A 21,624-nucleotide genomic window follows, 5' to 3' on the forward strand; every position below is an offset into this window, starting at 1 on the left:
AAACGAAGAAAAATGTTTGTACTTACATTGACATCACAAAGCTTCACACCAAACGGATTTGGTGCAGCACTTCTTCGTGGCTTATTTCAATCTTAGAAATACATTTTTAGATATATAAAAAAGCCCGAAGACATTTAGTTTCGGGCTTTTTTTATTCTAGACACTTCAAAATTTTCCCGAAAAACCGATTTTATTTATTTGTCCGTCAAGGATAAAATGTTTAAGCCTATTAGGCTGTTAATTTAATACACTATAATTTTTTAATGGAAAATTATACGGTAGATGAGTATGCTTTGTGTACTCGTTTTAAAAGTAAAAGAAGGAAAAAAAGATTAGCAAAAGAAGATTTTGAAAAACATTTAATTCAGTTAAGAAAGCAACAAAAGGATCTTTGGAAAAAACAAAATAATTTACCATTGGTTCCGCTTGAAAATCCTTATCAAAAGGGATGGCAGCGCAGTTTTGTACTGAGAGAAGATGTTGCAAGATCAAATGAATCTTCATTTTACAGATCACTATTGGAAAAAATAAACACATGGCAGTTTTCCTCTGAAAAATCTTTTAAAAGAAAGAAAAAGAGAAAAAGAAGAAATGTTTATGTTGAAAAGATTCAAACTGTAAAGGAATTTTCGGAATGGGAGTGGAGAAGCTCAAAATTAGAATTGACAGAAAAAGAAAAAGCACATTTTTATAAGCGAGAACGCTGGTGCAGCAATTTCAAGCGGCATAGAATTCATTATATGTTTAATGAGTCTTGGAGATATGTACTTCGCGTTAGCCCTTATATGATAACGCATACTATAATGGTCGATTCAGATTTAGAAAGTGAAATCCAGCTTCTTGATAATTATATTGTTAATCTTAATTTGAGAAATAAAATAAACAAGTTAGTAGATGGTTACTCTCGTTATTCGGGATATTATGATTATAAAAATCCGAGAGAGTTAAACCCAATTAAAAATAAAAGTCGGCATTTATTGTATCAACAATATGTAGACGAAATGATATAAATCATGGGAAATAAATTAACTGGAAAAGACCTGATTAAATTGGGATTTCCAAAGAATAATTCAATAAACATTGCTTTAGGGCAGATAAACAGATATAGAAAAAGAGAAAAAAAGGAATCTATTCTAACAGAGGCAAAAGACGTTCTGCTGAATCCTGAAAAATTTGAAGGTCACGGAACTTGGGGAAAAGTTGCTGAAGGTTTGATAAAACCGGTTCAGGTAAGAATGCATCAGCTTAAAGCAACAAGAGCTCCTTTTACGATTTTTGGTGAAAATGAGATTGATCAGCAGGCAAAATTTCAATTGTATGATTCGTTGAAACTGCCAATTTCAGTAGCCGGAGCTTTAATGCCGGATGCACATTCGGGATATGGATTACCAATTGGAGGAGTTTTAGCAACAGATAATGCTGTGATTCCATACGGTGTTGGAGTTGATATCGGATGCCGAATGAGCCTTTCAATTTTTGATTTGCCAGCGTCGCATTTCAAAGGAAAAGAACATCAGTTAGAAGCAATTTTAAAAGACAATACAAAATTCGGAATGAATGAAACACACGCTTCAAGAGTAGATCATGAAGTTTTTCATAAAAGTGAATTTCAGGATATTCCGTTACTAAAGAATCTTTTGCCAAAGGCCTACAAACAATTAGGAAGTTCAGGCGGAGGAAACCATTTTGTAGAATTCGGAATTGCTAAAATTGATAATCCGGAGAATGAATGGAAGCTTGAAAAAGGCGAATATTTCGCAGTTCTTTCACATAGTGGTTCTCGTGGTTTGGGTGCTAATATTGCGAAACATTATACCTACTTGGCAACAAAACAATGTCCGTTACCAAAAAATGTACAGCATTTAGCCTGGCTGGATTTGAATACACATGATGGTCAGGAATATTGGCTGGCAATGAATTTAGCCGGAGAATATGCAAAAGCCTGTCACGATGATATTCACAGACGAATTGCCAAAGCAATTGGGAAAAGAGTAGTGGTTACAATTGAAAACCATCACAATTTTGCATGGAAAGAAATGGTAAACGGTCAGGAATGTATTGTGCACCGAAAAGGAGCAACTCCAGCAGGAGAAGGTCAATTGGGAATTATTCCCGGTTCAATGACTGCTCCGGGTTACATTGTAAAAGGGAAAGGAAACGCAGAGAGTTTAAATTCTGCTTCGCATGGCGCCGGACGTTTGTTTTCGAGAGCGAAATGCAAAAGCACTTTTACGCAAAGCGAAATCAAAAAGGTTTTGAAAGCCAACGATGTAACCTTGATTGGTGGAAATATTGATGAAGCGCCAATGGCCTACAAAGACATTACAAAAGTGATGGCAAACCAAACCGATTTGGTCGAAGTCTTAGGAACTTTTACGCCGAAGATTGTTAGAATGGATCGTTAAAAAAGTAAAATTATGGAAAGATTTCAAGATGAAAATAAATGGTTGAGAAATTTTGATGATGAAATTTCGGTAAAGTGCCCAAAATGTGAATCTAAATCAGCTATTATAAAAAAGTTAAAAGATGATTGTAAATGCGGTAGATGTAAGTCGATGTATTTTGAATGCAAACAGTGTTTTTCTAAATCTAAACCACCTATTTTCAAGTATGTTGCTTATGGAAAAATATATTGTAGTAAGTGCTTTGAGAAATTTGAATTTGAATCTCGGGCCTTTAAAATAAAGCCTTTGATTTATAAAACCAGATGCCCGCATTGCAATTTTCAGGAAGAAGTTAAGCCTTTAATGAAATTAAAATAGAGTCAAAACTTGATGATGGTTTAGTTAGGGACACGTGGTATAATTTACCACTTTGGTTTCAAAAAGAAATCGATGGCAACATTTTCTGGGCTTATAATCAGGATCATATTGATTATCTGGAAAGATATATTCAAGCTGGTTTAAGAGAAAGAAATTCAAAGGTCAATTATACGTCGAGTTTAGTGGCGCATTTACCACAATTTGTAAAAGCAGCAAAAAACAGAGAAAAGCTGCTTAAAATTTTAAAGAAATGGAAAGAATAATTCAAATAACAGCGGGTCGCGGACCTGCAGAATGCACTTGGGTTGTTGCCCAAGTGCTTAAAAAAGTGTTGGAAGAAGCGCAAGATCAACAATTAGATGTTGTGTTGTTGCAACGAGAAGTTGGAGAAGAAAACGGAACAGTTGAAACAGCTTCCATTTCGATAAAAGGAAAAAATGCTGACCAATTTGTAAAATCCTGGATTGGAACTATTCAGTGGATTGGTCAGAGTCAGTTTAGGAAAATGCACAAACGCAAGAACTGGTTTATTGGCATTTTTGAAATCGAACCGCAAAAAAATGCATCAGTTTCAGAAAATGATATTCAATTTCAGGCAATGCGAAGTTCTGGTGCTGGTGGCCAGCACGTAAACAAAGTTAGTTCGGCAATTCGGGCAACGCATATTCCAACGGGAATTGCAGTTGTTTCTATGGACAGCCGATCGCAGCACCAAAACAAAAAACTGGCAACAGAAAGATTATTAAAAAAACTAGAAGACGAGAAACTGGTTCAACTAAAAAATCACGTGGGGAAACAATGGGAAAATCAACTCAATATTGAGCGTGGAAATCCTGTTAGAGTTTTTACCGGAAGTGATTTTAAAAAGAACAAAGTAGATAAAAGCTATAAAGGAACTCGTCAGAAATTAAAAAACGATTTACGACATGAAAACAATTGATAAATACCTTTTTCAGGCTTTGGATAACTATCCGTATTCACTTGAAGAAACGATTGAATCTTTAGATTATGCTTTTTCATATGATGCAAAAAATACAATGGTTTTGTGTTTGTACGGAAGAATTCAGGCTGAACAATTAATGAATTATGAAGAGGCTAAATCCTATTTTCAGGAAGCTTTATCGATTAATATTCATGCGCTTGAAGTTTATCCGTATTATTTGCAGACTTTAATTTTAAACGAAGATTATGAGGAAGCACAAAAATTAATTGATTTTGCTTTAACGATAAAAGGAATAAACAAATCTGATATTTACGTTAAAAAAGCAATTCTTTTTGAAGCACAGCATGAGTTTAAGAAAGCTTTGAAAGAGATTAAAAATGCTAAGCTTCATTCTTTACAATTTGCATACGAATGCAATATTAGCGATGTAGAGAAAAGAATTGAAGGCAAAATTGATTTGCTAAAGAAGAAAAAGAAATCTAAAAAAGATTCTAAAAAGAAATCGAAATGATTTTGATTGAAAGAAAAAACGATGTGGTTATTGAATCGCATCGTTTTTTTGTTTGCCACGAATTTCCCGAATTTACACAAATTTTATTTTATAATCTGTGACAATCGGTTTAATCCGTTAAATCTGTGGGCAATTTTATTTCCAATGCAGCTCCAAAGCAAAGCAGGTTTTTTCACCTTTTGTAATGCTGAATGTTGCTGTTGTATGATCATCGTCTTCGCTTTCGTGAATTACAACATTATCTTTTAGCGAAAGCTCTTTCATGAAATTCATTTCGAAGCTTTTAACTTCTTGTTTCATGATTCTTTTTGGGTCAACATGATCCAAACACCATTCCAGATATTTAACGTTATTTACGTGATTTACAATGTCTAAATCAGATAAATAAACTGTTTTTTCAAAAACGGCTTCTTTTTCATGATTGATGTTTATTTTAGAAAAACCTTCTTCTGTAGCTCTGTTTTCGGGGAATAATTCAAAATGTTCGTAAGGTAAAGCTAAAGCTTCAGGACGACGCGCTTGTGTATTGAAAACTGCCCAATACGTTTCGCAGCCTACGATTTTTTTTCCGTTTACATACATTTCCAACGCACGGACGGAGCGTGAATTTTCTAAACTGTTAATCCATGTTTTTACGGTTACAACATCCTGCCATTTTGGTAAGGCATGAACTTCAACGCGCATTCGGCTTAAAACCCAGGCTTGGTGAAATTCCTGCATATCATAAAAACTAATTCCTCCAATTTCTGAATGCGCTGCGGCGGTTAATTGTAAAATATTACACAAATCGGTATATTTTAAGAAACCTGCTGGCGTGCATTGTGTGAAATTGATTTCCCAGTCTTTACTTAAAACTGATGTGAAATTTGGAGATATTGGCATTTTTTGATTTTAGATAGTTGATTTTAGATTTTTTTAGAGGATAGAATATAGAGTATAGAAAAAAGATTTTTGATTTTACTTTAGAAGATTTTCTATGTAATCTATGATATTTTTTCTATCTGCTGCATAATCAAACCATTTTGTGTTTTCATTTCGTTTGAACCACGTTAATTGTCTTTTGGAGAATCTTCGGGTATTTTTCTTAATTTCTTCAATGGCAAATGGTAAAGTGAATTCTTCATCAAAATAACTAAATAATTCTCTATAACCCACGGTTTGAAGCGCATTTAACGCTTTATTAGGATACAATGTTTTTGCTTCTTCAAGTAAACCTTCGTTCATCATAATGTCAACGCGCTGGTTGATTCGGTTGTAAATGATTTCTCTGTCTGCATCTAAACCTATTAAAATAGGAGTGAAGTTTCTATTGTTTTTCTTTTGATTTAGAAATGATGAATACGGTTTTTGTGTTCCAATGCAGACTTCTACAAAACGCATCATTCGCTGCGGATTTTGTAAGGTTTGTGGATTTTCTAAAGTTATTTTTTGATAATATTCTGGATCCAAGTTTTTTAATTGTTCCTGAAGATATTCAATTCCTAGTTTTTCGTAATTTGAATTTACTTCTGAGCGAACTTGTGGATTAATTTCTGGAAATTCGTCGAAACCTTTTAAAATAGCATCAACATATAATCCTGATCCGCCAATAAGAATTACAAAATCATTGGTTTGAAATAATTCTTCAATTTTGGCTAAAGCTTCTTTTTCGTAATCGCCAACGGTGTAATTTTCGAAAATGGATTTATTTTGAATGAAATGATGTTGGGCTGAATTGAGTTCGTTTTGATTGGGAACAGCGGTTCCAATGGTCATTTCTTTAAAAAACTGACGACTGTCGCAAGAAACGATTTCGCATTTAAAATGTTGTGACAAAGCAATACTTAAGGCTGTTTTGCCTATAGCTGTTGGTCCGACAATGGTTATTAGGTATTTCATATTTTTTAGCCCAGATGGAAATGGAAACCCCGGACTTATATTTGTTCGTTTTTTTTGGTGTAAAAGAGCGACCGGCGGAAGCTCCTTTTATGCCTTAAAAAAACAACAAAGATAAGGAGGAGTTGCAATGTACAGCTGGATTAGCTCCATAAATTAATTATTTGGCAATTGGGTTCCGCATTCGTAGCAGTATTTAGCGTTGTCAAAATGTAATTGCGATTGACATTTTCTGCATGTTTTTTTACCGCTTACTGTGTTGTTTTTTAAAGTATTTTTTGCAAATTCTGCTGTTACAATTCCGGTTGGAACAGCAATAATTCCATAACCTAAAATCATAACTAATGCTGCAATAAATTGTCCTAGAGGTGATTGAGGTGAAATATCGCCGTATCCCACTGTTGTTAAGGTTACTATTGTCCAGTAAATTCCCATGGGAATACTGGTAAACCCTGATTCTTTGCCTTCGACTAAATACATAACCGAACCGATAATTACGGTACTGATAAGAACGAAATAAATGAATACTAGAATTTTCTCTTTACTGGCTTCTATAGCGTCCTTAAGCTGTGCAGATTGATGTGAAATTTGCGGGATATGTAGTATTTTGAATAATCTGAAAAAACGCAATGCCCTAACAATTGATAAAATGCTTGCACCGGGAAAAAATATGGATAAATACATTGGCAATACGGCAAGTAGATCGATGATTCCGTAAAAACTGAAAATGTATTTAATTGGTTTTTGTATCGAGATTATTCTTAGAATATACTCAATTGTAAAAAAGACAGTAATAGCCCATTCGCAAATGAGCAGCTGTTCATGATACTTTTGACTAATTCCTTCAACTGTATCGAGCATAATTAATAAAACGCTCAATAAAATCAAACCTAAAAGAACTAAATCAAACATTCGTCCTAAAATGGTGTTTGTGCCATACAGGATAATTTTGATTTTTTCTCTAAAGGTTTCGTATTTTGATTTTCTATTTTTCATATCTACGAAGATAATGAAAGTTTTGTTTTGTTAAAAATGGAGGATTTTAAGAGATTTGCTTTTGCGGATGTAATTTTGGATTATGTTTTTTACATCGCGATTATGAGACATTGGAATTAGGATATTTTTTAGGATTTCAATATTGTTAATCTGATAGTTAAGATCGTAATAAGCATAACCCTGATAGGTTCCGTTTTCGATTAAAATAGCGCTTCTTTCGTTTACATTTCGGCCTCTGTCAATTAAAATCATGCTTTTGTTTTCGAAACTGTTTTCAGAGACGAACTGCTGTACCCTTAAATTGTAAATTTCCGGAGTGACTTCGCCAATACAGGCGCCGTCGCATTCTTTTATTTTATACTGAAAACACTCTTTTTTACTTTGATATAAACCGGTCAATTTCTGGCATAAATGATATTTTGCGGTAAATTTAAAAAGTGCGTTTTTACCTTCCTGCAAAGAAGCATAAGATGTAATTTCTTTTTTACGTCCGTCAGCTTTTTCAAGTTTTAAATTCAAATAACCATTCGAATCTTTTTCTGAATAAAGGGCAAATGGGAAAAATGATTTTTTTTGCGAGCGGTTGTATCTTGGACGGTTAATTTTTACTTCCTGGCTTTCTTTTAAAAGAGCAATTAATTCGCTTCCGGTTTCGTCATAAGTTATGGTAAAAACTTCGGTTTGTATTTTTTTACTTTTTGTTGTGATTCCGGTAAAATGCTGATTAATTCTCTTTTTAATATTTTGGCTTTTGCCGATGTATATTAGAGTTCCACTTTCATTATAAATATAATAAACGCCGGTTTTAGCTGGCATTTGGCTTAAAAGATCCAGGAATTTTGGCGCAATTCCTTTTTCTATTTCGAGCTTTATAAAGTCTTTTACGATTGTTTTTTCGACATCTTTTTCAAGAAGCATTTTGAAAAGCTTTGTGGTTGCCATGGCGTCTCCGCTGGCGCGATGTCTGTCGGCCATTGGAATTCCGAGGGCACGCACTAGTTTTCCTAAACTGTACGATGGCTGTTCTGGAATTAATTTTTTGGCTAATTCAACTGTGCAAAGCGTTCTGGCTTCAAAATCGTAGCCTAAACGTCTGAATTCTGTTCGTAAAATTCGGTAGTCAAAAGATGCGTTGTGCGCGACAATAACGCAGTCAGTAGTTATTTCGATAATGCGTTTGGCAACTTCGTAAAACTTTGGAGCTGAGCGTAACATAGCATTATTGATTCCGGTCAGTTTTACTACGAAAGGCTGAATCGGAATTTCAGGATTGACAAGGCTTATGAACTGGTCTATTACTTCATGTCCATCAAATTTATAGATGGCAATTTCGGTAATTCCTTCTTCATTAAACTGTCCTCCAGTAGTTTCTATGTCAAGTATTGCGTACAAATTAAGTGTTCAGTCTCAGTTTTTAGTATTCAGTTTTTTGTAGAGGCGCACCGCAGTGCGTCTTACGATAGGTGATTTTTGAGAGTTAACGACCTCCAAAAATGCTGCTTCCAATGCGAACCATTGTGCTGCCGCATTCTATTGCAAGTTGATAATCTCCGGACATTCCCATAGAGATAGTATTCAGTTTGCAGTTTTCAGTTTGCAGTGTTTGAATAGAATCAAAAATCGATTTTAAATGGGTGAATTCTTTTTTTATTTGATTTTGATCTTCTGTAAAGGTTGCCATTCCCATTAAACCTAAGATACGAATATTTTTTAACTCTTTAAACTCCACAGAAGTTAAAAGTTCATTTAATTCGTTTTCGTCTAAACCAAATTTAGATTCTTCTTCGGCAATATATATTTGAAGAAGACAATCTATTGTTCTGTTGTTTTTTAAAGCTTGTTTATTTATTTCCTGTAATAATTTCAAACTGTCAACACCGTGAATCAAACTCACAAATGGTGCCATAAATTTGACTTTATTCGACTGAACATGACCAATCATATGCCATTGAATATCTTTTGGCATTTGTTCCCATTTCTCAGTCATTTCCTGAATTTTGTTTTCTCCAAAAATGCGCTGACCAGCTTCGTAGGCTTGAATTAAGTCCGAAACAGGTTTTGTTTTTGAAACGGCAACTAAGGTTACGTGTTCAGGTAAACTTGCTTTGATAGTATTTAAATTTAATGCTATTGACATTTTTCTATTTTTTCTTGAATTCTCAATAATATTAATGTTTCGTCTACAATTATTTTTTCTTCCTTGAACTTTTTAAACTCATTAAAAATCTGTATTATTCCTTCGTCAGAATAGGTGTCGAATGAGTTTATAATGTAGTGATCTTCTTTATTTTTTATTTTTAAATAAAAAATCGCACCACGTAATCCTTGTCGAGAACCAATACTCAGTATCTGTATATAAGTTTCTTTTATATCTATTGATTTTATCCATTTCGTATTAAATGTTTCACCATTTAAAATAATTCTATTTTCCTGAAAGGTTATTAAATCAATGTTGGTTTTGCTTCTGCTAATAAGGATAAAGCTACATATTGCTAAAAGAAATAGCCCAATTATTATTGTATAAAATTTCGAAAGATTAAAAAATATAATTAGACATGAATAAGTAAAGAATTCAATCAGGAATGACACATTTTTTAAAGTAAAAAGGCGTTGATTAAAATTTTTATATTCACTCTCAAATGATATCATATTTAAAAAACTTAAACAAACTGCTTAGAAATTTTCTCTGCTTTTTTGCTTTCGCTGTAATCGTAAAAACCTTCTCCAGATTTCACTCCTAATTTTCCTGCTCTCACCATATTTACTAATAATGGACAAGGAGCATATTTTGGGTTTTTGAAACCTTCGTACATTACGTTTAAAATAGCTAAGCAAACATCAAGACCAATAAAATCAGCTAATTGAAGTGGTCCCATTGGGTGTCCCATTCCTAATTTCATTACGGTATCAATTTCGTAAACTCCGGCTACTTTATTATATAACGTTTCGATTGCTTCGTTTAGCATTGGCATTAAAATTCTGTTTGCTACAAAGCCCGGATAATCGTTTACTTCAACAGGAACTTTACCTAATTTCTCAGATAAATTCATGATGATTTTAGTTACTTCATCGCTTGTGTTGTAACCGCGAATGATTTCAACCAATTTCATGATTGGCACCGGATTCATAAAATGCATTCCAATAACGCGTTCAGGATGTGCAACTACAGAACCAATTTGTGTAATTGAAATTGAAGAAGTATTGGTTGCTAAAATGGTATTGTGAGAACAAGCTTCGTTTAACTGCTTGAAAATATTTAGTTTTAATTCTACGTTTTCAGTTGCAGCTTCTACAACTAAATCAGCACCAACAACGCCGTCTTTAATATCGGTATAAGTAATAATATTAGTGATTGTTTTAGCAACGTCTTCCTGCGTAATTGTTCCTTTTGCAAGCATACGGTCTAAATTAGCCGCAATAGTTGCCATTCCTTTATCTAATGATTTTTCAGAAACGTCGATTAATTTTACAGTAAATCCGCTTTGTGCAAATGTATGAGCAATTCCGTTACCCATTGTTCCTGCACCAATTACAGCTATAGTTTTCATTTTTTTTTTGGTATTTAAATTTTAAAAGTTAAGGTTTAAAGTGGCTTTTCTGCCAGCTTTAAACCTTAAAAATAATGAGTTATATTTTTATATTATTTATCGAAACAATCAATAATTTGATAAGCAACACGTAATGCATCTGTTGCCTGTTCAAGCGTTACAACCGGAGTTGTATTTGTATTTATTGCATGTGCAAAAGATTCTAATTCGTCAAGAATTGCGTTGTTTTGCTCAACATCAGGATTTGTAAAGTAGATTTGTTTTTTTACACCTTCGGCATTTTGCAGGATCATATCAAAATCTCCAGGAACTTCCGGTGCATCTTTCATACGAACGACTTCACATTTTTTCTCTAAAAAGTCAACTGAAATGTAGGCATCTTTTTGAAAGAAACGTGATTTACGCATATTTTTTAAAGAAATTCTACTGGCAGTTAAATTGGCAACGCAGCCATTTTCGAATTCGATTCTGGCATTGGCAATATCAGGAGTTTCGCTGATAACCGAAACGCCGCTTGCATTAATATTTTTTACTTTTGATTTTACAACACTTAAAATTGCATCAATATCATGAATCATTAAATCCAGAACTACAGGAACGTCTGTACCACGCGGATTAAATTCGGCCAAACGATGTGTTTCTATAAACATCGGATTTTCGATCATGTTTTTTGTAGCAATAAAGGCTGGATTAAAACGCTCAACATGACCAACTTGTCCTTTTACGTTGTATTCTTTTGCTAATGCGATAATTTCTTCCGCTTCTTCAACGGTATTGGCAATTGGTTTTTCAATAAAGATATGTTTTCCTGATTTAATTGCCACTTTTGCACATTTATAGTGAGAAAGTGTTGGAGTTACAATGTCGATTACATCGACAGCGTGTATAAGTTTTGCAATTGTACTGAAATTTTTATAGCCAAATTCTTTTGAGATTCTTTCGGCATTTTCTTGATTTTCGTCGTAAAATCCAACTAATTCGTATTTGTCAGATTGTTGTAATAAGCGTAAATGTATTTTACCAAGATGACCAGCACCTAAAACTCCTACTTTTAACATGAGAATGTATTTTAAACAAAAATATAATTTATTTGTCGAACGTGAAAATGAATGCAGTAAAGATTTAGTTTTTATAAATTAATCTTTGATTTGCTATACTTTCATTTTTTTTATTGAGGAAATAATATTTCTTTGAATGACATACAAAAGTAGATGACTAATAGTATACCGAATGCAATTGTTAGAAATTGTATATAGTAATTTTCAATTGTACGATCAGTTTTTTTATTGATAACATAAGTATCTGAATAATCGTCATGTATATGTTTTCCCATTAAGAAAGAGAAACTTTCGAATGGAACAAATCTTAGTAATGTTCGTTTTAAAATCATCGAAAAGGAAGGCGGATTTCCTTCTTCATCTGTAACATAGCAAGCAGTTATAAATTTTGCAGGCGTAGTTTTTAAAATTGACTCAAATACTAAATAGTATATAAATTTAATGGTCCAAAAGAATGTTATAGCAGCAAATTTATCTCCAAATACTATTCTAAAATAAGTGAAAACAGAAGCTGATTCTTGATTTCTTTCCGCATAACTGATAAATCCAAAAACAATAACAATTATAACGAAAGAATCAATAAGTAAATTTATAAAACGCTTAGAATTTGATGAGTTTTCGAGATTGTTTTCTGTTATTTGATTGTCATTATCAATAATCTTAGGATTTAATTCCTTGGTTATGAAATAATAGGGTATAAAAATGTATAATAAAGTAACTATAATATAGAGAACATCATAAACGCGGAGTTTGCTAATATTAAAAAGAGCAACAAAATAAAATACTTTTATTATAGAATCTAAAAACATTAAGCTGTAATTGAAAACTAACAGCTTTGTTTCCTTATATTTTGAAAAATAATAAATAATAGTACCCGAAAGAAAAGTTAGAAAAAAAGACAAATTTATAAGTCCCATTGAAATTGAACCGCCTTCTGCATTTCCATTAATTAAGTGTCTTGGAACATAGATATCCATTCCTGCGAAACCATATGGCTGAATCCTGAATACTATAAAATTTAGAAATTCTGTTACCTCTTCAAAATCATAAAAAACGAAAAAAAAGGATCTTAAAATGCCTAAGAGCGAAAAAAGTAAAGATAAACCGAGTATAATTTTTTTCATAAAATATTAGAATTCATTCATGTTAGAGAATAAATCAAAAATAGAAATTAAATGATTAAAAAGTACTTGATAATTGATGATTTGTTTTCTTATTTTTGCGAAAATAAAACCTACTTATTTTGAAAGACACTGCAAAACATCAAGGGCTTCGTAATCAATTAGTAAGCACTTTAGAACAAAAAGGAATTACTGACAGAGCGGTTCTGGATGCGATAAAAAAAATCCCAAGACACCTTTTTTTGAATTCAAGTTTTGAAGATTTTGCCTATCAGGATAAGGCTTTTCCTATTGGTGCAGGGCAGACTATTTCGCAGCCGTATACTGTTGCGTTTCAATCGCAGTTGTTAGAAGTAAAAAGAGATCACAAGATTCTGGAAATTGGAACTGGTTCAGGTTACCAAACGGCAGTTTTATTTGCTTTAGGAGCAAAAGTGTATACTATCGAAAGACAAAACGAATTGTTTAAACAGACTTCAATTTTATTTCCGAAGTTAAACATTCGTCCTAAACATGTTTCTTTTGGAGATGGATATAAAGGTTTGCCACATTATGCTCCGTTTGACAGTATTATTGTAACGGCAGGCGCGCCATTTATTCCGCAGCCATTAATGGCACAATTAAAAATAGGAGGAAGGCTGGTTATTCCACTTGGAGAAGACGTTCAGATTATGACTTTGTTAATTAGAAAGAACGAAACTCAATTTGAAAAACACGAGTTTGGAGAATTTAGATTTGTTCCTTTATTAGAAGATAAAAATTAAAAAAATTAAGGGCTGTGTCAGAAATCGAGACAGCCTTTTTTAGTATTCAACAACATATATGTTCCGTAGGAACAATTCATTGGTAGAAAATTATGTTGTTGTTGTTGATGTTTATACGTTCCGTAGGAACGTTTGATTTTGATTATTTTAAATAATTAGGTATATCAAACGTTCCTACGGAACGTGTAAATTTGAGTGGTTGCTATTTTTTCTACCGATGAAAAATTCCTACGGAATGATGTCTGATAAAAAATGAAAAACTCAGTTTTTATAAACTTAATAATTATAGTAAAGGAGTTGTCTAGACTTTTTAAACACCCTTTTTTTATTGAGTAAGAATTGCGATATATCTTTCTAAACTTTCTTTTTGTGTTTGAGCTATAAAAAGCAAAAAATCTTCTTTATCCTTTTTGGTCTGAGCAGTTTCCAGAGATTGATAATAACGGATTCTGTTTTCATAATCACCTTTAATATTGGCTATTAAATATCCTTTTTGCATCAAAATTAAATTCATGATTAATCTTGAAGTTCTTCCGTTTCCATCAATAAAAGGATGAATTGTTGCTAATCTTTCATGCATTTCAGCAGCTAAAATAACCGGATGAAGTTTGTTTTTATTGATTTCATACCAAATAAAATATTCCTCCATTTCTTGCTGAACTAACAAAGGCTGCGACGGCATGTGGCTGCTGTCTTGTATCATAACCTGAACTTTTCGATAACGTCCAGCATCTTCCGGAATTATTCCTCTAAGAATTAAATTATGAATAGATAAGAGATCACGTTCGTTTAATGAATTATTTTTGCTCATTAAATCTTTAATAAAACCAATGGCTTCCTGATGATTTATTGCCTCAAGATGTTCTCTCATGCTTTTTCCGGAAATGGTCAAACCTTCATTAATAACCATATCAGTTTCACGAAGTGTCATTGTATTTCCTTCAATTCTATTGCTTTCAAAGGTATATTCAAGTTCTAAAGCTTGTTTGATCTTAAAGCTGTCAAACTGCTTGTAAGAGTCTAATTTTTCTTTTAGAAGATCAATTTCTTTTAAGATTTTTTCTAAAGAAGTTGATAGCTTAAGATTTGATATAGTTTTGTTGTATTTGATTTCATCTTCTGCCATTTTTAAAGCTTTCAAAGCAAATTCTTCATCACCAATTTCATAAAGAATTTTTTCTTTTAGCCAGGCAATCATTAAAGTTTCGTAATCAATTTCTAAAAGCTGGGCGAGTTTTGTAATTTGATCTTTAGTAGGTTTTCGCGTTCCCGATTCAAATTTGCTTATTAATGCCTGATCAATTCCGGCAAGCTGCGCCAGTTCACGCGTTTTTAAGCCCTTTTGTTCTCTTGCATTTTTTAAAAGTGATTTCATTTTTTGATGAAAAATTAAGTCTTGACAAATTTAGTCATTTTTTAAATCATAAAAAAAGCAATAATATAATATTGCTTTCTTTTGAATTTATTTTGGAGGTAAGGAACCGTCTTTTCTCATTTCTTTTACCACAGCTTGCATAATAGCATCTACAGTTTGGCCTAAGTCTGTAACATAATCTGATTTTGTAGTTCCGGTCCAGATTAGTTTATTTTCTTTTAAAGAAAAAATATTGGTTTCAACCATATAATAAGTTGTTTCCTGATAATATCCGGGATCATAGTAAGCAGGAGAATACATTCCGTACCAGTTTCCAAAACCATAACCATAAACTCCAGAATATAAGCCGTCAAAACCGCCGTAATACATTCCGGTATAAGATCCCGGAACATAAGTCGTTTCTTTTTCGGTGCTTACCAAACGCATGGTTACAACGCCGTCAAAATTTTCGTCCTGAAGAATTTTTAGTTTTTGTTCCTTTGTGAGATCTTTGGTAGTTTCGTTTAAATATTGGTAAGAAGTTTTAAAAATCGGGTTACTTGATGCAATTCGATTTTCGGTAATTCTCCTCGAAGCTTCATCTTTAACTAAAGCAACAACCAGGACTTTTTTAAAGTGTTCCTGGGCAACCGTTATCTTTGGATCTCTCCAGCTATTTACAATAGTTGTATTACTGCCACAACCTGAAAGTGACAGAATTGCAATGAGTAGAATTAAATACTTTTTCATATTTTACAGTTATATTGTTTCTATAAAAATAACTATAAAATTTTGATAAACATAGATTTAGCCAGAATAAATGAAAGATTAGTTGTATGCTTTTTTAATTCTGTCCAAGTCACGTTTTGTATCTTGTTCTTTTAGTGATTCACGTTTGTCGTAGTTTTTCTTTCCTTTACAAAGACCAATCTGCAGTTTTGCAAGACCTTTTTCATTGGTAAACAATTTAAGCGGAACGATTGTAAGACCTTTTGCCTGAACGCTTTTATGAAGTGTTTTTAATTCTTTTTTATTTAAAAGCAATTTACGTTCGCTTCTTGATTTATGATTAAACTGGTTTCCAAACGAATATTCTTCGATGTAGGTATTGATAGCAAAAAGCTCCATACCGCTAAATTCGCAAAAGCTTTCTGTAATATTCGCTTTCCCTAAACGTATTGATTTGATTTCGGTTCCCGCCAAAACAATTCCGGCAGTATAAGTGTCGATTATCTCGTAATCAAAACGAGCTCTCTTATTAAGTATATTGACTGATTTTAACATGGTGGCAAAAGTAAGAAAAATGCAAGACATTCATACTGTCAAATATAATTAAAGATTTCTTTTAATCTATGATTTTAATCAGCTTTGGCACAAAAGCTTACTCATAAGTTTGTTCTGTAATTATAAAACAAACTTAAAATGAAAAAGAAAGCGAGTTGAAAGTTAATCAGGTAGGATTATCTGTATCAGGAGGTTTTGACTATTTTGTTACGAAAACTTCTCAGTTGAGTTCTCTTACGATTTGGCTAATTTTACTTCTACGACTATTGAGCCTAAAAATGGAGAAAAAACGACGGTTACAAATTTTGGGTTGGCGCATGTTGCAAATGTAGATCCGTTTTATAACACGGTTTTAGCAGGAAGTAATCCAAATTTAACTTCACCGCTTTCTTTTGGATTTAAATTCGTATTCTAATTTTAGCTTTTAACGAATTGTATTAGGTGAATTCGTTAATTTTGCAAAAAAGACCGTTCTTTTTGGGAACGGTCTTTTGTATTATTTAAATTATATAAAATGGAAAGTAAATCTAAAGATCCGCTGCACGGAATCACACTTCAAAAGATTGTAGAAACTTTGGTTGATTATTATGGTTTTGATACTTTAGGAGAATTAATTCCTATAAAATGTTTTACCGCAAATCCTAGTGTAAAATCAAGTCTTACTTTTTTAAGAAAAACCGATTGGGCGCGAAAAAAAGTAGAAGAATTATATGTAAAAACGCTTCCTAAATTCAGCTGATTTTAGTTCAGTTTATAGGAAATCATCACGCCGCCGCGATACGGAAGCCATTCTCCGCTTTTATTCCAGTTAGGCGCTTTTTCATATCTGCCTGGAGTTCCGTCATTATAATATCCGTGGTAAAAACCCTGATGCCATCCGCCTCCGGCAAAAATATCCAGTAAAAATTTATCGTTTAATTTAATATTATAACCTACAGTAACTCCTAAACGGTAACCAAATCCGTGTTCATATTTGTTAGTATCCCAGTAATTCCATTTTTGTAATTGATAGAAATCAGGACCAGCGTGAGCACCAACATAAAATCCGTTGTATTTTTCTTTAAAATGATAACGAACTTCTGGAGTAAAAGTGTAAAATTCCATTGGATTATTTCCGTTAAACGATTTCCAGAAAGAAGCCATTACATCAAAACTAAAAGTAGTTTTTTCGCCAATACTGGTTTCGATACCAACATTTGGAATCCCAACTAAAGCAGTAGCTCCGTTAAATTTTATAAAAGTCTGACTTTGTAATTGTATAGATAAAAAAAGAACAATAAAGGCGAATAATTTTTTCATGGTATTTTTTTGTGATCGCGGACGTAATCTGTTTTCGGCCACAAATATAACGCAATAGCACATCTACTATTGCAGGAATAGATGATTTTAACAAGAAATGTTTTTTGTGCGGAATAGTAAAATGCCTAGTTCTGAAGCAAAGAATAAATTACTTTATCCAAAAATTTGCCTTCATAAAGTTCCGCTTCTTTTAAATGAGCTTCCTTTACAAATCCGCATTTTTGTAATACTTTTTCAGATGCATAGTTTTCAGGATCAATTACCGCTTCGATCGAATGCAGTTTTAAATCCTCAAAACCGTATTGAATTAATCTATTTACAGCTTCGGGAATAATTCCTTTTCCATGAAAATCTGGCGATAACATATAACCAATTTCTGCACGATGATTTTCGGGCTGCATTCTGTAATAACCAATAATTCCCAAAAGTTTAGGATTATCTTTTAGAGTAATTCCCCAATTAATTCCAACATTGGTTTCTATTTTTTCCTCAATCATAGCAATATGTTCCAATGCATCTTGATTATTTTTAACTAATGGCCTCGGAATATATTTCATAGTTTCAGGATTCGAACGCAATTCAAAAACTTCATTTACGTCATCATTCGTAATTCTTCTTAAAAGTAAACGCTCCGTTTCGATTACCGGAAATGGGTGAAAGTTAAATTCTAACATCTTAAATTATACTATTTTAATACTGAATTTTGAATGAAATGACTGGTCGACATCTAAAATCAAAATACCTTCTTTTTTAAACAAATCGCCTGAATTGTCTGCTGTGTCTGAATATCCAAACCAAGGTTCAATACAAACAAAAGGAGCCTGATCTTTTGTCCAGATTCCCAAACTCGGAAAATCTTCAAATTCAACCTGCACATAAGGTTTTGAATTTTCGAGAATAGTTAATGAATTAGATTCTAGTGTTTTAAAAACCAAAGCATCATTTTCGAAAAGTTTATAGTTTAATGGAACAACATTTTCTGTAGTTTTTAAAGTTTCGGTTTTATTCGAAATCAAATCATTTTCAAGAAGGTTATATTTCAAAGGTTCAGCTTTTTCAAACTTAAAAGCATAATTTTCAAACTTTTCAGGAAGTGCAATCGCCGGATGCGCTCCAATTGAGAAAGGCATTTTTGATTCACTTTTATTGATAACCACATATTCTATATTTAACGTAGTATTTTCTAACGTATAAATAAGCTGCAGTTCAAATTCAAATGGATATTTTTTTAAAGTTTCGGCATTTGATTCTAAAGAAAAAACAGCACTATTTCCTGTTTTTTCAACAAGTTGAAATTCCATATCTCTTGCAAAACCATGTCTTGGCAATTGATATTCTTTTTTATCAATAGTGTAAGTATTGTTTTTTAATGTACCAACAATAGGGAAAAGAATAGGAGAGTGTTTGCCCCAAAAATCAGGATTTCCTTCCCAGATATATTCTTTATTTTGATTGTCTTTTAAAGAGAACAATTCTGCTCCGGCATTTTTAATCGAAGCCTTAAGTGTTGAATTTGATATAGTTGTGCTCAAAATGTTGTTTATTGAAAAGAATTAGTCTTAAATCTTGATGTAAATATATTTTATAAATTTTATTTTTTAGGAAAAAGCTTAGAATTATTTTTTTAATAAATTTTTGCTAAAATTAAATTTATCCTTTTCGTTTTCTCTGTAAATAGCTTTTTTTTTCATTAATTTGCTACATAAACAGCTAAAAAATATGAAAAAACAATCTTCAAGAGCCTTTTTAACCATGGCTTTACTTGTTGGGATTTCTTCAGTTTGGGCGCAGCAGACTCCGCCGGCGACGACAGCAAATCCAGCAAACAATTATAATTATCATGATGCATTTGCACCACATTTTTATACTAAAAACGGTACTTCTACTCGTACTGCAAGCGGTCAGCCAGGCGTTGAATATTGGCAGAACAGAGCTGATTATCAAATAACGGCAAAGCTAAACGGAACTACAAATGAAATTGTAGGTACAGATGAAATTACATATACAAATAATAGTCCTGATAAACTTGGATTTCTTTGGCTGAATTTAGATCAAAATTTGTTCAAAGAAGATTCTAGAGGAAATGCTGTTGTGCCTTTAACCGGAAGCCGTAATGGAGCTCAAGGTCAGGTTTTTGACGGAGGAAATAAAATTAAATCTGTAAAAGTAATTTCTGGTGGGAAAACCAAAACAGAAGTTGAGGCAAAATATATCGTTACAGATACCAGAATGCAGATTTTCCTTCCACAGGAATTAGCAGCAAAAGGAGCTTCTGTAAAAATTAAAATCGAATTCTCATTCATTGCACCATTTGAAGGTTCAGACAGAATGGGAGTTTTAGAAACTAAAAACGGAAAAATATTCACAATCGCACAATGGTATCCGCGTATGTGTGTTTATGATGACGTAAGAGGCTGGAATACGGCACCATATTTAGGAGCTTCTGAGTTTTATTTAGAATATGGAGATTTTGATGTAAAATTGACCGTTCCTGCAAACCATTACGTTGTAGGTTCTGGTGAATTAGTAAACGGAGCAGAAGTGTTTTCTGCAGAACAATTGAAAAGATATAAAGATGCTTCTCAAAGTGATAAAACTGTTATAATTCGTTCTGCAGATGAAGTTGCTGCAACTGCAAACAGTAATGCTTCGGCACAAAAAACCTGGCATTATAAAATTAAAAATGCACGTGATTTTTCTTGGGCATCATCTCCGGCTTTTATTTTAGATGGAGCAAAAATAAACTTACCAAGCGGAAAAAAATCTTTAGCATTATCAGCATATCCTGTAGAAAGTTCAGGAAATGATGCTTGGGGACGTTCTACAGAATATACTAAAGCATCTATCGAAAATTATTCTAAAAGATGGTTTGAATATCCTTATCCTGCAGCTACAAACGTAGCAGGAAATGAGGGTGGAATGGAATATCCGGGAATTGTTTTCTGCGGATGGAAATCTAAAGGAGATGATTTATGGGGAGTTACAGATCACGAATTCGGACATATTTGGTTCCCAATGATTGTAGGTTCAAACGAGCGTTATTTTGCCTGGATGGATGAAGGTTTCAATACCTTTATTAACTCTGTAAGTTCTTACGATTTTAATAATGGCGAATACAAACAGCCTGCATCTAATTTACACGAAGAAGCAGAATATTTTACAGATCCAAAATTAGAAACCATTATGAGTTCTCCTGATAATATGAAGGAAGCTAATATTGGCGTTTTATGTTATGCAAAACCAAGTGCAGGATTAGTTATTTTAAGAGAGCAGGTTTTAGGACAAGAGCGTTTTGATAAAGCATTACGTACTTATGTAGAGCGCTGGGCTTACAAACACCCAACTCCGGACGATTTCTTTAGAACAATTGAAAATGTTGCAGGTGAAGATTTAAGCTGGTTCTGGAGAAGCTGGTTCGTAAATAACTGGAGATTTGATCAGGGAATCAATTGGATTAAATATGTAAAAAATGATCCGGCAAAAGGGGTAATCATTAATGTTGAGAACTTCGACAAAATGCCAATGCCAATTGTTTTAGACGTTAAAACAAAAAGCGGAAAAATAACAAGAGTTAAGCTTCCGGTAGAAATTTGGCAGCGTAACAACGAGTGGTCTTTCAAACACAATTCAACAGAAGAAATTGAAAGCATTACATTAGATCCAGATCATGCTTTCCCAGATTATAACGAAAGTAATAACGTGTGGACAGCAGGAAAGGGAAAAGTTGAAAAGGATATTATTTTAGATGGTTATGTAGGGAATTATGTTACTGTAAAATCACCTTTAACAATTGAATTGACAGAGAAAAACAGCGTTTTAAATGCGGAACTTCCAAACTATCCAAAATTTACTTTAACTCCTGTTGCAGGTGAAAAAGATACTTTTGAATCAAAAAGAGCAGGATTGAAATTTAAATTCAACGAAGCCAAAACAGGTTTCGATATGATACTTATAGATAATGGACAAGTAATTCCATTTACGAAAAAGTAATAATTCAAAAATAGAAGTATTTAAAAACCCGATAGTTATTTATAGCTATCGGGTTTTGTTTTTGTTTTTGTTTCAAGTTTTAAGTTTCAAGTTTTAAGTTTCAAGTTTCAAGTTTTAAG

At 32.8% G+C, this 21,624-nt stretch carries 24 protein-coding genes; 9 read left to right on the forward strand and 15 right to left on the reverse strand.

Annotated features, from left to right (window positions below; all coding sequences use genetic code 11):
- Positions 1 to 263: 263 nt before the first annotated feature.
- The 5 genes from ACODSB_RS11195 (at position 264) to ACODSB_RS11215 (ending at position 4,216) form a co-directional block, all read left to right on the forward strand.
- Positions 264 to 1,010, forward strand: a complete 747-nt coding sequence (locus tag ACODSB_RS11195) for a hypothetical protein (protein ID WP_488937108.1) — start codon at positions 264 to 266, stop codon at positions 1,008 to 1,010.
- A 3-nt stretch (positions 1,011 to 1,013) separates the two neighbouring features.
- A complete protein-coding gene (locus ACODSB_RS11200) occupies positions 1,014 to 2,405 on the forward strand; it encodes an RtcB family protein (RefSeq protein ID WP_256634481.1) in 1,392 nt (463 codons plus the stop codon).
- Positions 2,406 to 2,417: 12 nt separating this feature from the next.
- Entirely contained in the window at positions 2,418 to 2,762 is a 345-nt protein-coding gene (locus ACODSB_RS11205; RefSeq protein ID WP_488937109.1) for a hypothetical protein, read from the forward strand.
- Positions 2,763 to 3,012: 250 nt separating this feature from the next.
- Entirely contained in the window at positions 3,013 to 3,702 is a 690-nt protein-coding gene (prfH, locus tag ACODSB_RS11210) for a peptide chain release factor H (protein ID WP_488937110.1), read from the forward strand.
- Entirely contained in the window at positions 3,689 to 4,216 is a 528-nt protein-coding gene (locus tag ACODSB_RS11215) for a tetratricopeptide repeat protein (protein WP_291144627.1), read from the forward strand. The genes prfH and ACODSB_RS11215 overlap by 14 nt, the downstream gene beginning before the upstream one ends.
- Before the next feature lie 135 nt (positions 4,217 to 4,351).
- Here the strand turns inward: ACODSB_RS11215 and ACODSB_RS11220 are convergent, their stop codons facing one another.
- The 9 genes from ACODSB_RS11220 to ACODSB_RS11260 form a co-directional block, all read right to left on the reverse strand.
- On the reverse strand, positions 4,352 to 5,098 hold the full coding sequence (locus ACODSB_RS11220; protein WP_488937111.1) for an acyl-[acyl-carrier-protein] thioesterase: 747 nt from the start codon (positions 5,096 to 5,098) through the stop codon (positions 4,352 to 4,354).
- 75 nt (positions 5,099 to 5,173) lie between these two features.
- Entirely contained in the window at positions 5,174 to 6,094 is a 921-nt protein-coding gene (gene miaA, locus ACODSB_RS11225; RefSeq protein WP_488937112.1) for a tRNA (adenosine(37)-N6)-dimethylallyltransferase MiaA, read from the reverse strand.
- Positions 6,095 to 6,247: 153 nt separating this feature from the next.
- Positions 6,248 to 7,087: an ion transporter gene (locus ACODSB_RS11230; protein WP_053472153.1), complete on the reverse strand. Its 840-nt coding sequence runs from the start codon at positions 7,085 to 7,087 to the stop codon at positions 6,248 to 6,250.
- A 30-nt stretch (positions 7,088 to 7,117) separates the two neighbouring features.
- Positions 7,118 to 8,479, reverse strand: a complete 1,362-nt coding sequence (locus tag ACODSB_RS11235) for an exonuclease domain-containing protein (RefSeq protein WP_488937113.1) — start codon at positions 8,477 to 8,479, stop codon at positions 7,118 to 7,120.
- A gap of 85 nt (positions 8,480 to 8,564) precedes the next feature.
- Positions 8,565 to 9,224, reverse strand: coding sequence for a YggS family pyridoxal phosphate-dependent enzyme (locus ACODSB_RS11240; protein WP_180856974.1), 660 nt, complete (start codon positions 9,222 to 9,224; stop codon positions 8,565 to 8,567).
- Positions 9,215 to 9,736: a hypothetical protein gene (locus ACODSB_RS11245; RefSeq protein WP_180856973.1), complete on the reverse strand. Its 522-nt coding sequence runs from the start codon at positions 9,734 to 9,736 to the stop codon at positions 9,215 to 9,217. Before ACODSB_RS11245 ends, ACODSB_RS11240 begins: the two co-directional genes overlap by 10 nt.
- Positions 9,737 to 9,747: 11 nt before the next feature.
- Positions 9,748 to 10,635, reverse strand: a complete 888-nt coding sequence (locus tag ACODSB_RS11250) for a 3-hydroxyacyl-CoA dehydrogenase family protein (RefSeq protein ID WP_488937114.1) — start codon at positions 10,633 to 10,635, stop codon at positions 9,748 to 9,750.
- 92 nt (positions 10,636 to 10,727) lie between these two features.
- Positions 10,728 to 11,693 (reverse strand): Gfo/Idh/MocA family protein, encoded by a 966-nt coding sequence (locus ACODSB_RS11255; protein WP_488937115.1) that lies wholly within the window; start codon positions 11,691 to 11,693, stop codon positions 10,728 to 10,730.
- Between the two features lie 110 nt (positions 11,694 to 11,803).
- A complete protein-coding gene (locus tag ACODSB_RS11260) occupies positions 11,804 to 12,817 on the reverse strand; it encodes an RDD family protein (protein ID WP_488937116.1) in 1,014 nt (337 codons plus the stop codon).
- 119 nt (positions 12,818 to 12,936) lie between these two features.
- Here ACODSB_RS11260 and ACODSB_RS11265 point away from each other — a divergent pair, with 119 nt between their 5' ends.
- Positions 12,937 to 13,578, forward strand: coding sequence for a protein-L-isoaspartate(D-aspartate) O-methyltransferase (locus ACODSB_RS11265; RefSeq protein WP_488937117.1), 642 nt, complete (start codon positions 12,937 to 12,939; stop codon positions 13,576 to 13,578).
- Positions 13,579 to 13,903: 325 nt separating this feature from the next.
- Here ACODSB_RS11265 and ACODSB_RS11270 read toward each other — a convergent pair whose 3' ends face one another.
- From ACODSB_RS11270 to smpB, 3 genes are all read right to left on the reverse strand, one after another.
- Positions 13,904 to 14,953 carry a Fic family protein gene (locus ACODSB_RS11270; protein ID WP_488937118.1) on the reverse strand — a complete coding sequence of 350 codons (1,050 nt, stop codon included), beginning with the start codon at positions 14,951 to 14,953 and terminating at the stop codon, positions 13,904 to 13,906.
- Positions 14,954 to 15,040: 87 nt separating this feature from the next.
- Entirely contained in the window at positions 15,041 to 15,682 is a 642-nt protein-coding gene (locus tag ACODSB_RS11275; RefSeq protein WP_053472162.1) for a DUF4136 domain-containing protein, read from the reverse strand.
- A 78-nt stretch (positions 15,683 to 15,760) separates the two neighbouring features.
- Positions 15,761 to 16,216: an SsrA-binding protein SmpB gene (gene smpB / locus ACODSB_RS11280; protein WP_053472163.1), complete on the reverse strand. Its 456-nt coding sequence runs from the start codon at positions 16,214 to 16,216 to the stop codon at positions 15,761 to 15,763.
- A gap of 241 nt (positions 16,217 to 16,457) precedes the next feature.
- On the opposite strand from smpB, the gene ACODSB_RS11285 reads away from it, so the two are divergent.
- A complete protein-coding gene (locus ACODSB_RS11285) occupies positions 16,458 to 16,631 on the forward strand; it encodes a hypothetical protein (protein WP_488937119.1) in 174 nt (57 codons plus the stop codon).
- Between the two features lie 99 nt (positions 16,632 to 16,730).
- Complete coding sequence (locus ACODSB_RS11290) at positions 16,731 to 16,955, forward strand: VF530 family protein (RefSeq protein ID WP_488937120.1); 225 nt, start codon at positions 16,731 to 16,733, stop codon at positions 16,953 to 16,955.
- 2 nt (positions 16,956 to 16,957) lie between these two features.
- Here ACODSB_RS11290 and ACODSB_RS11295 read toward each other — a convergent pair whose 3' ends face one another.
- From ACODSB_RS11295 to ACODSB_RS11305, 3 genes are all read right to left on the reverse strand, one after another.
- Complete coding sequence (locus ACODSB_RS11295) at positions 16,958 to 17,515, reverse strand: DUF3575 domain-containing protein (RefSeq protein WP_053472257.1); 558 nt, start codon at positions 17,513 to 17,515, stop codon at positions 16,958 to 16,960.
- 125 nt (positions 17,516 to 17,640) lie between these two features.
- The gene (locus ACODSB_RS11300) at positions 17,641 to 18,189 is read right to left on the reverse strand and encodes a GNAT family N-acetyltransferase (RefSeq protein ID WP_256634498.1); all 549 of its coding nucleotides are present in this window, start codon (positions 18,187 to 18,189) and stop codon (positions 17,641 to 17,643) included.
- A gap of 6 nt (positions 18,190 to 18,195) precedes the next feature.
- Positions 18,196 to 19,047 carry an aldose 1-epimerase family protein gene (locus ACODSB_RS11305; RefSeq protein ID WP_488937121.1) on the reverse strand — a complete coding sequence of 284 codons (852 nt, stop codon included), beginning with the start codon at positions 19,045 to 19,047 and terminating at the stop codon, positions 18,196 to 18,198.
- Positions 19,048 to 19,234: 187 nt separating this feature from the next.
- On the opposite strand from ACODSB_RS11305, the gene ACODSB_RS11310 reads away from it, so the two are divergent.
- Positions 19,235 to 21,505, forward strand: a complete 2,271-nt coding sequence (locus ACODSB_RS11310) for a M1 family metallopeptidase (RefSeq protein WP_488937122.1) — start codon at positions 19,235 to 19,237, stop codon at positions 21,503 to 21,505.
- Positions 21,506 to 21,624 lie beyond the last annotated feature (119 nt).

It is taken from the genome of Flavobacterium sp. FG68 (genome assembly GCF_057808895.1).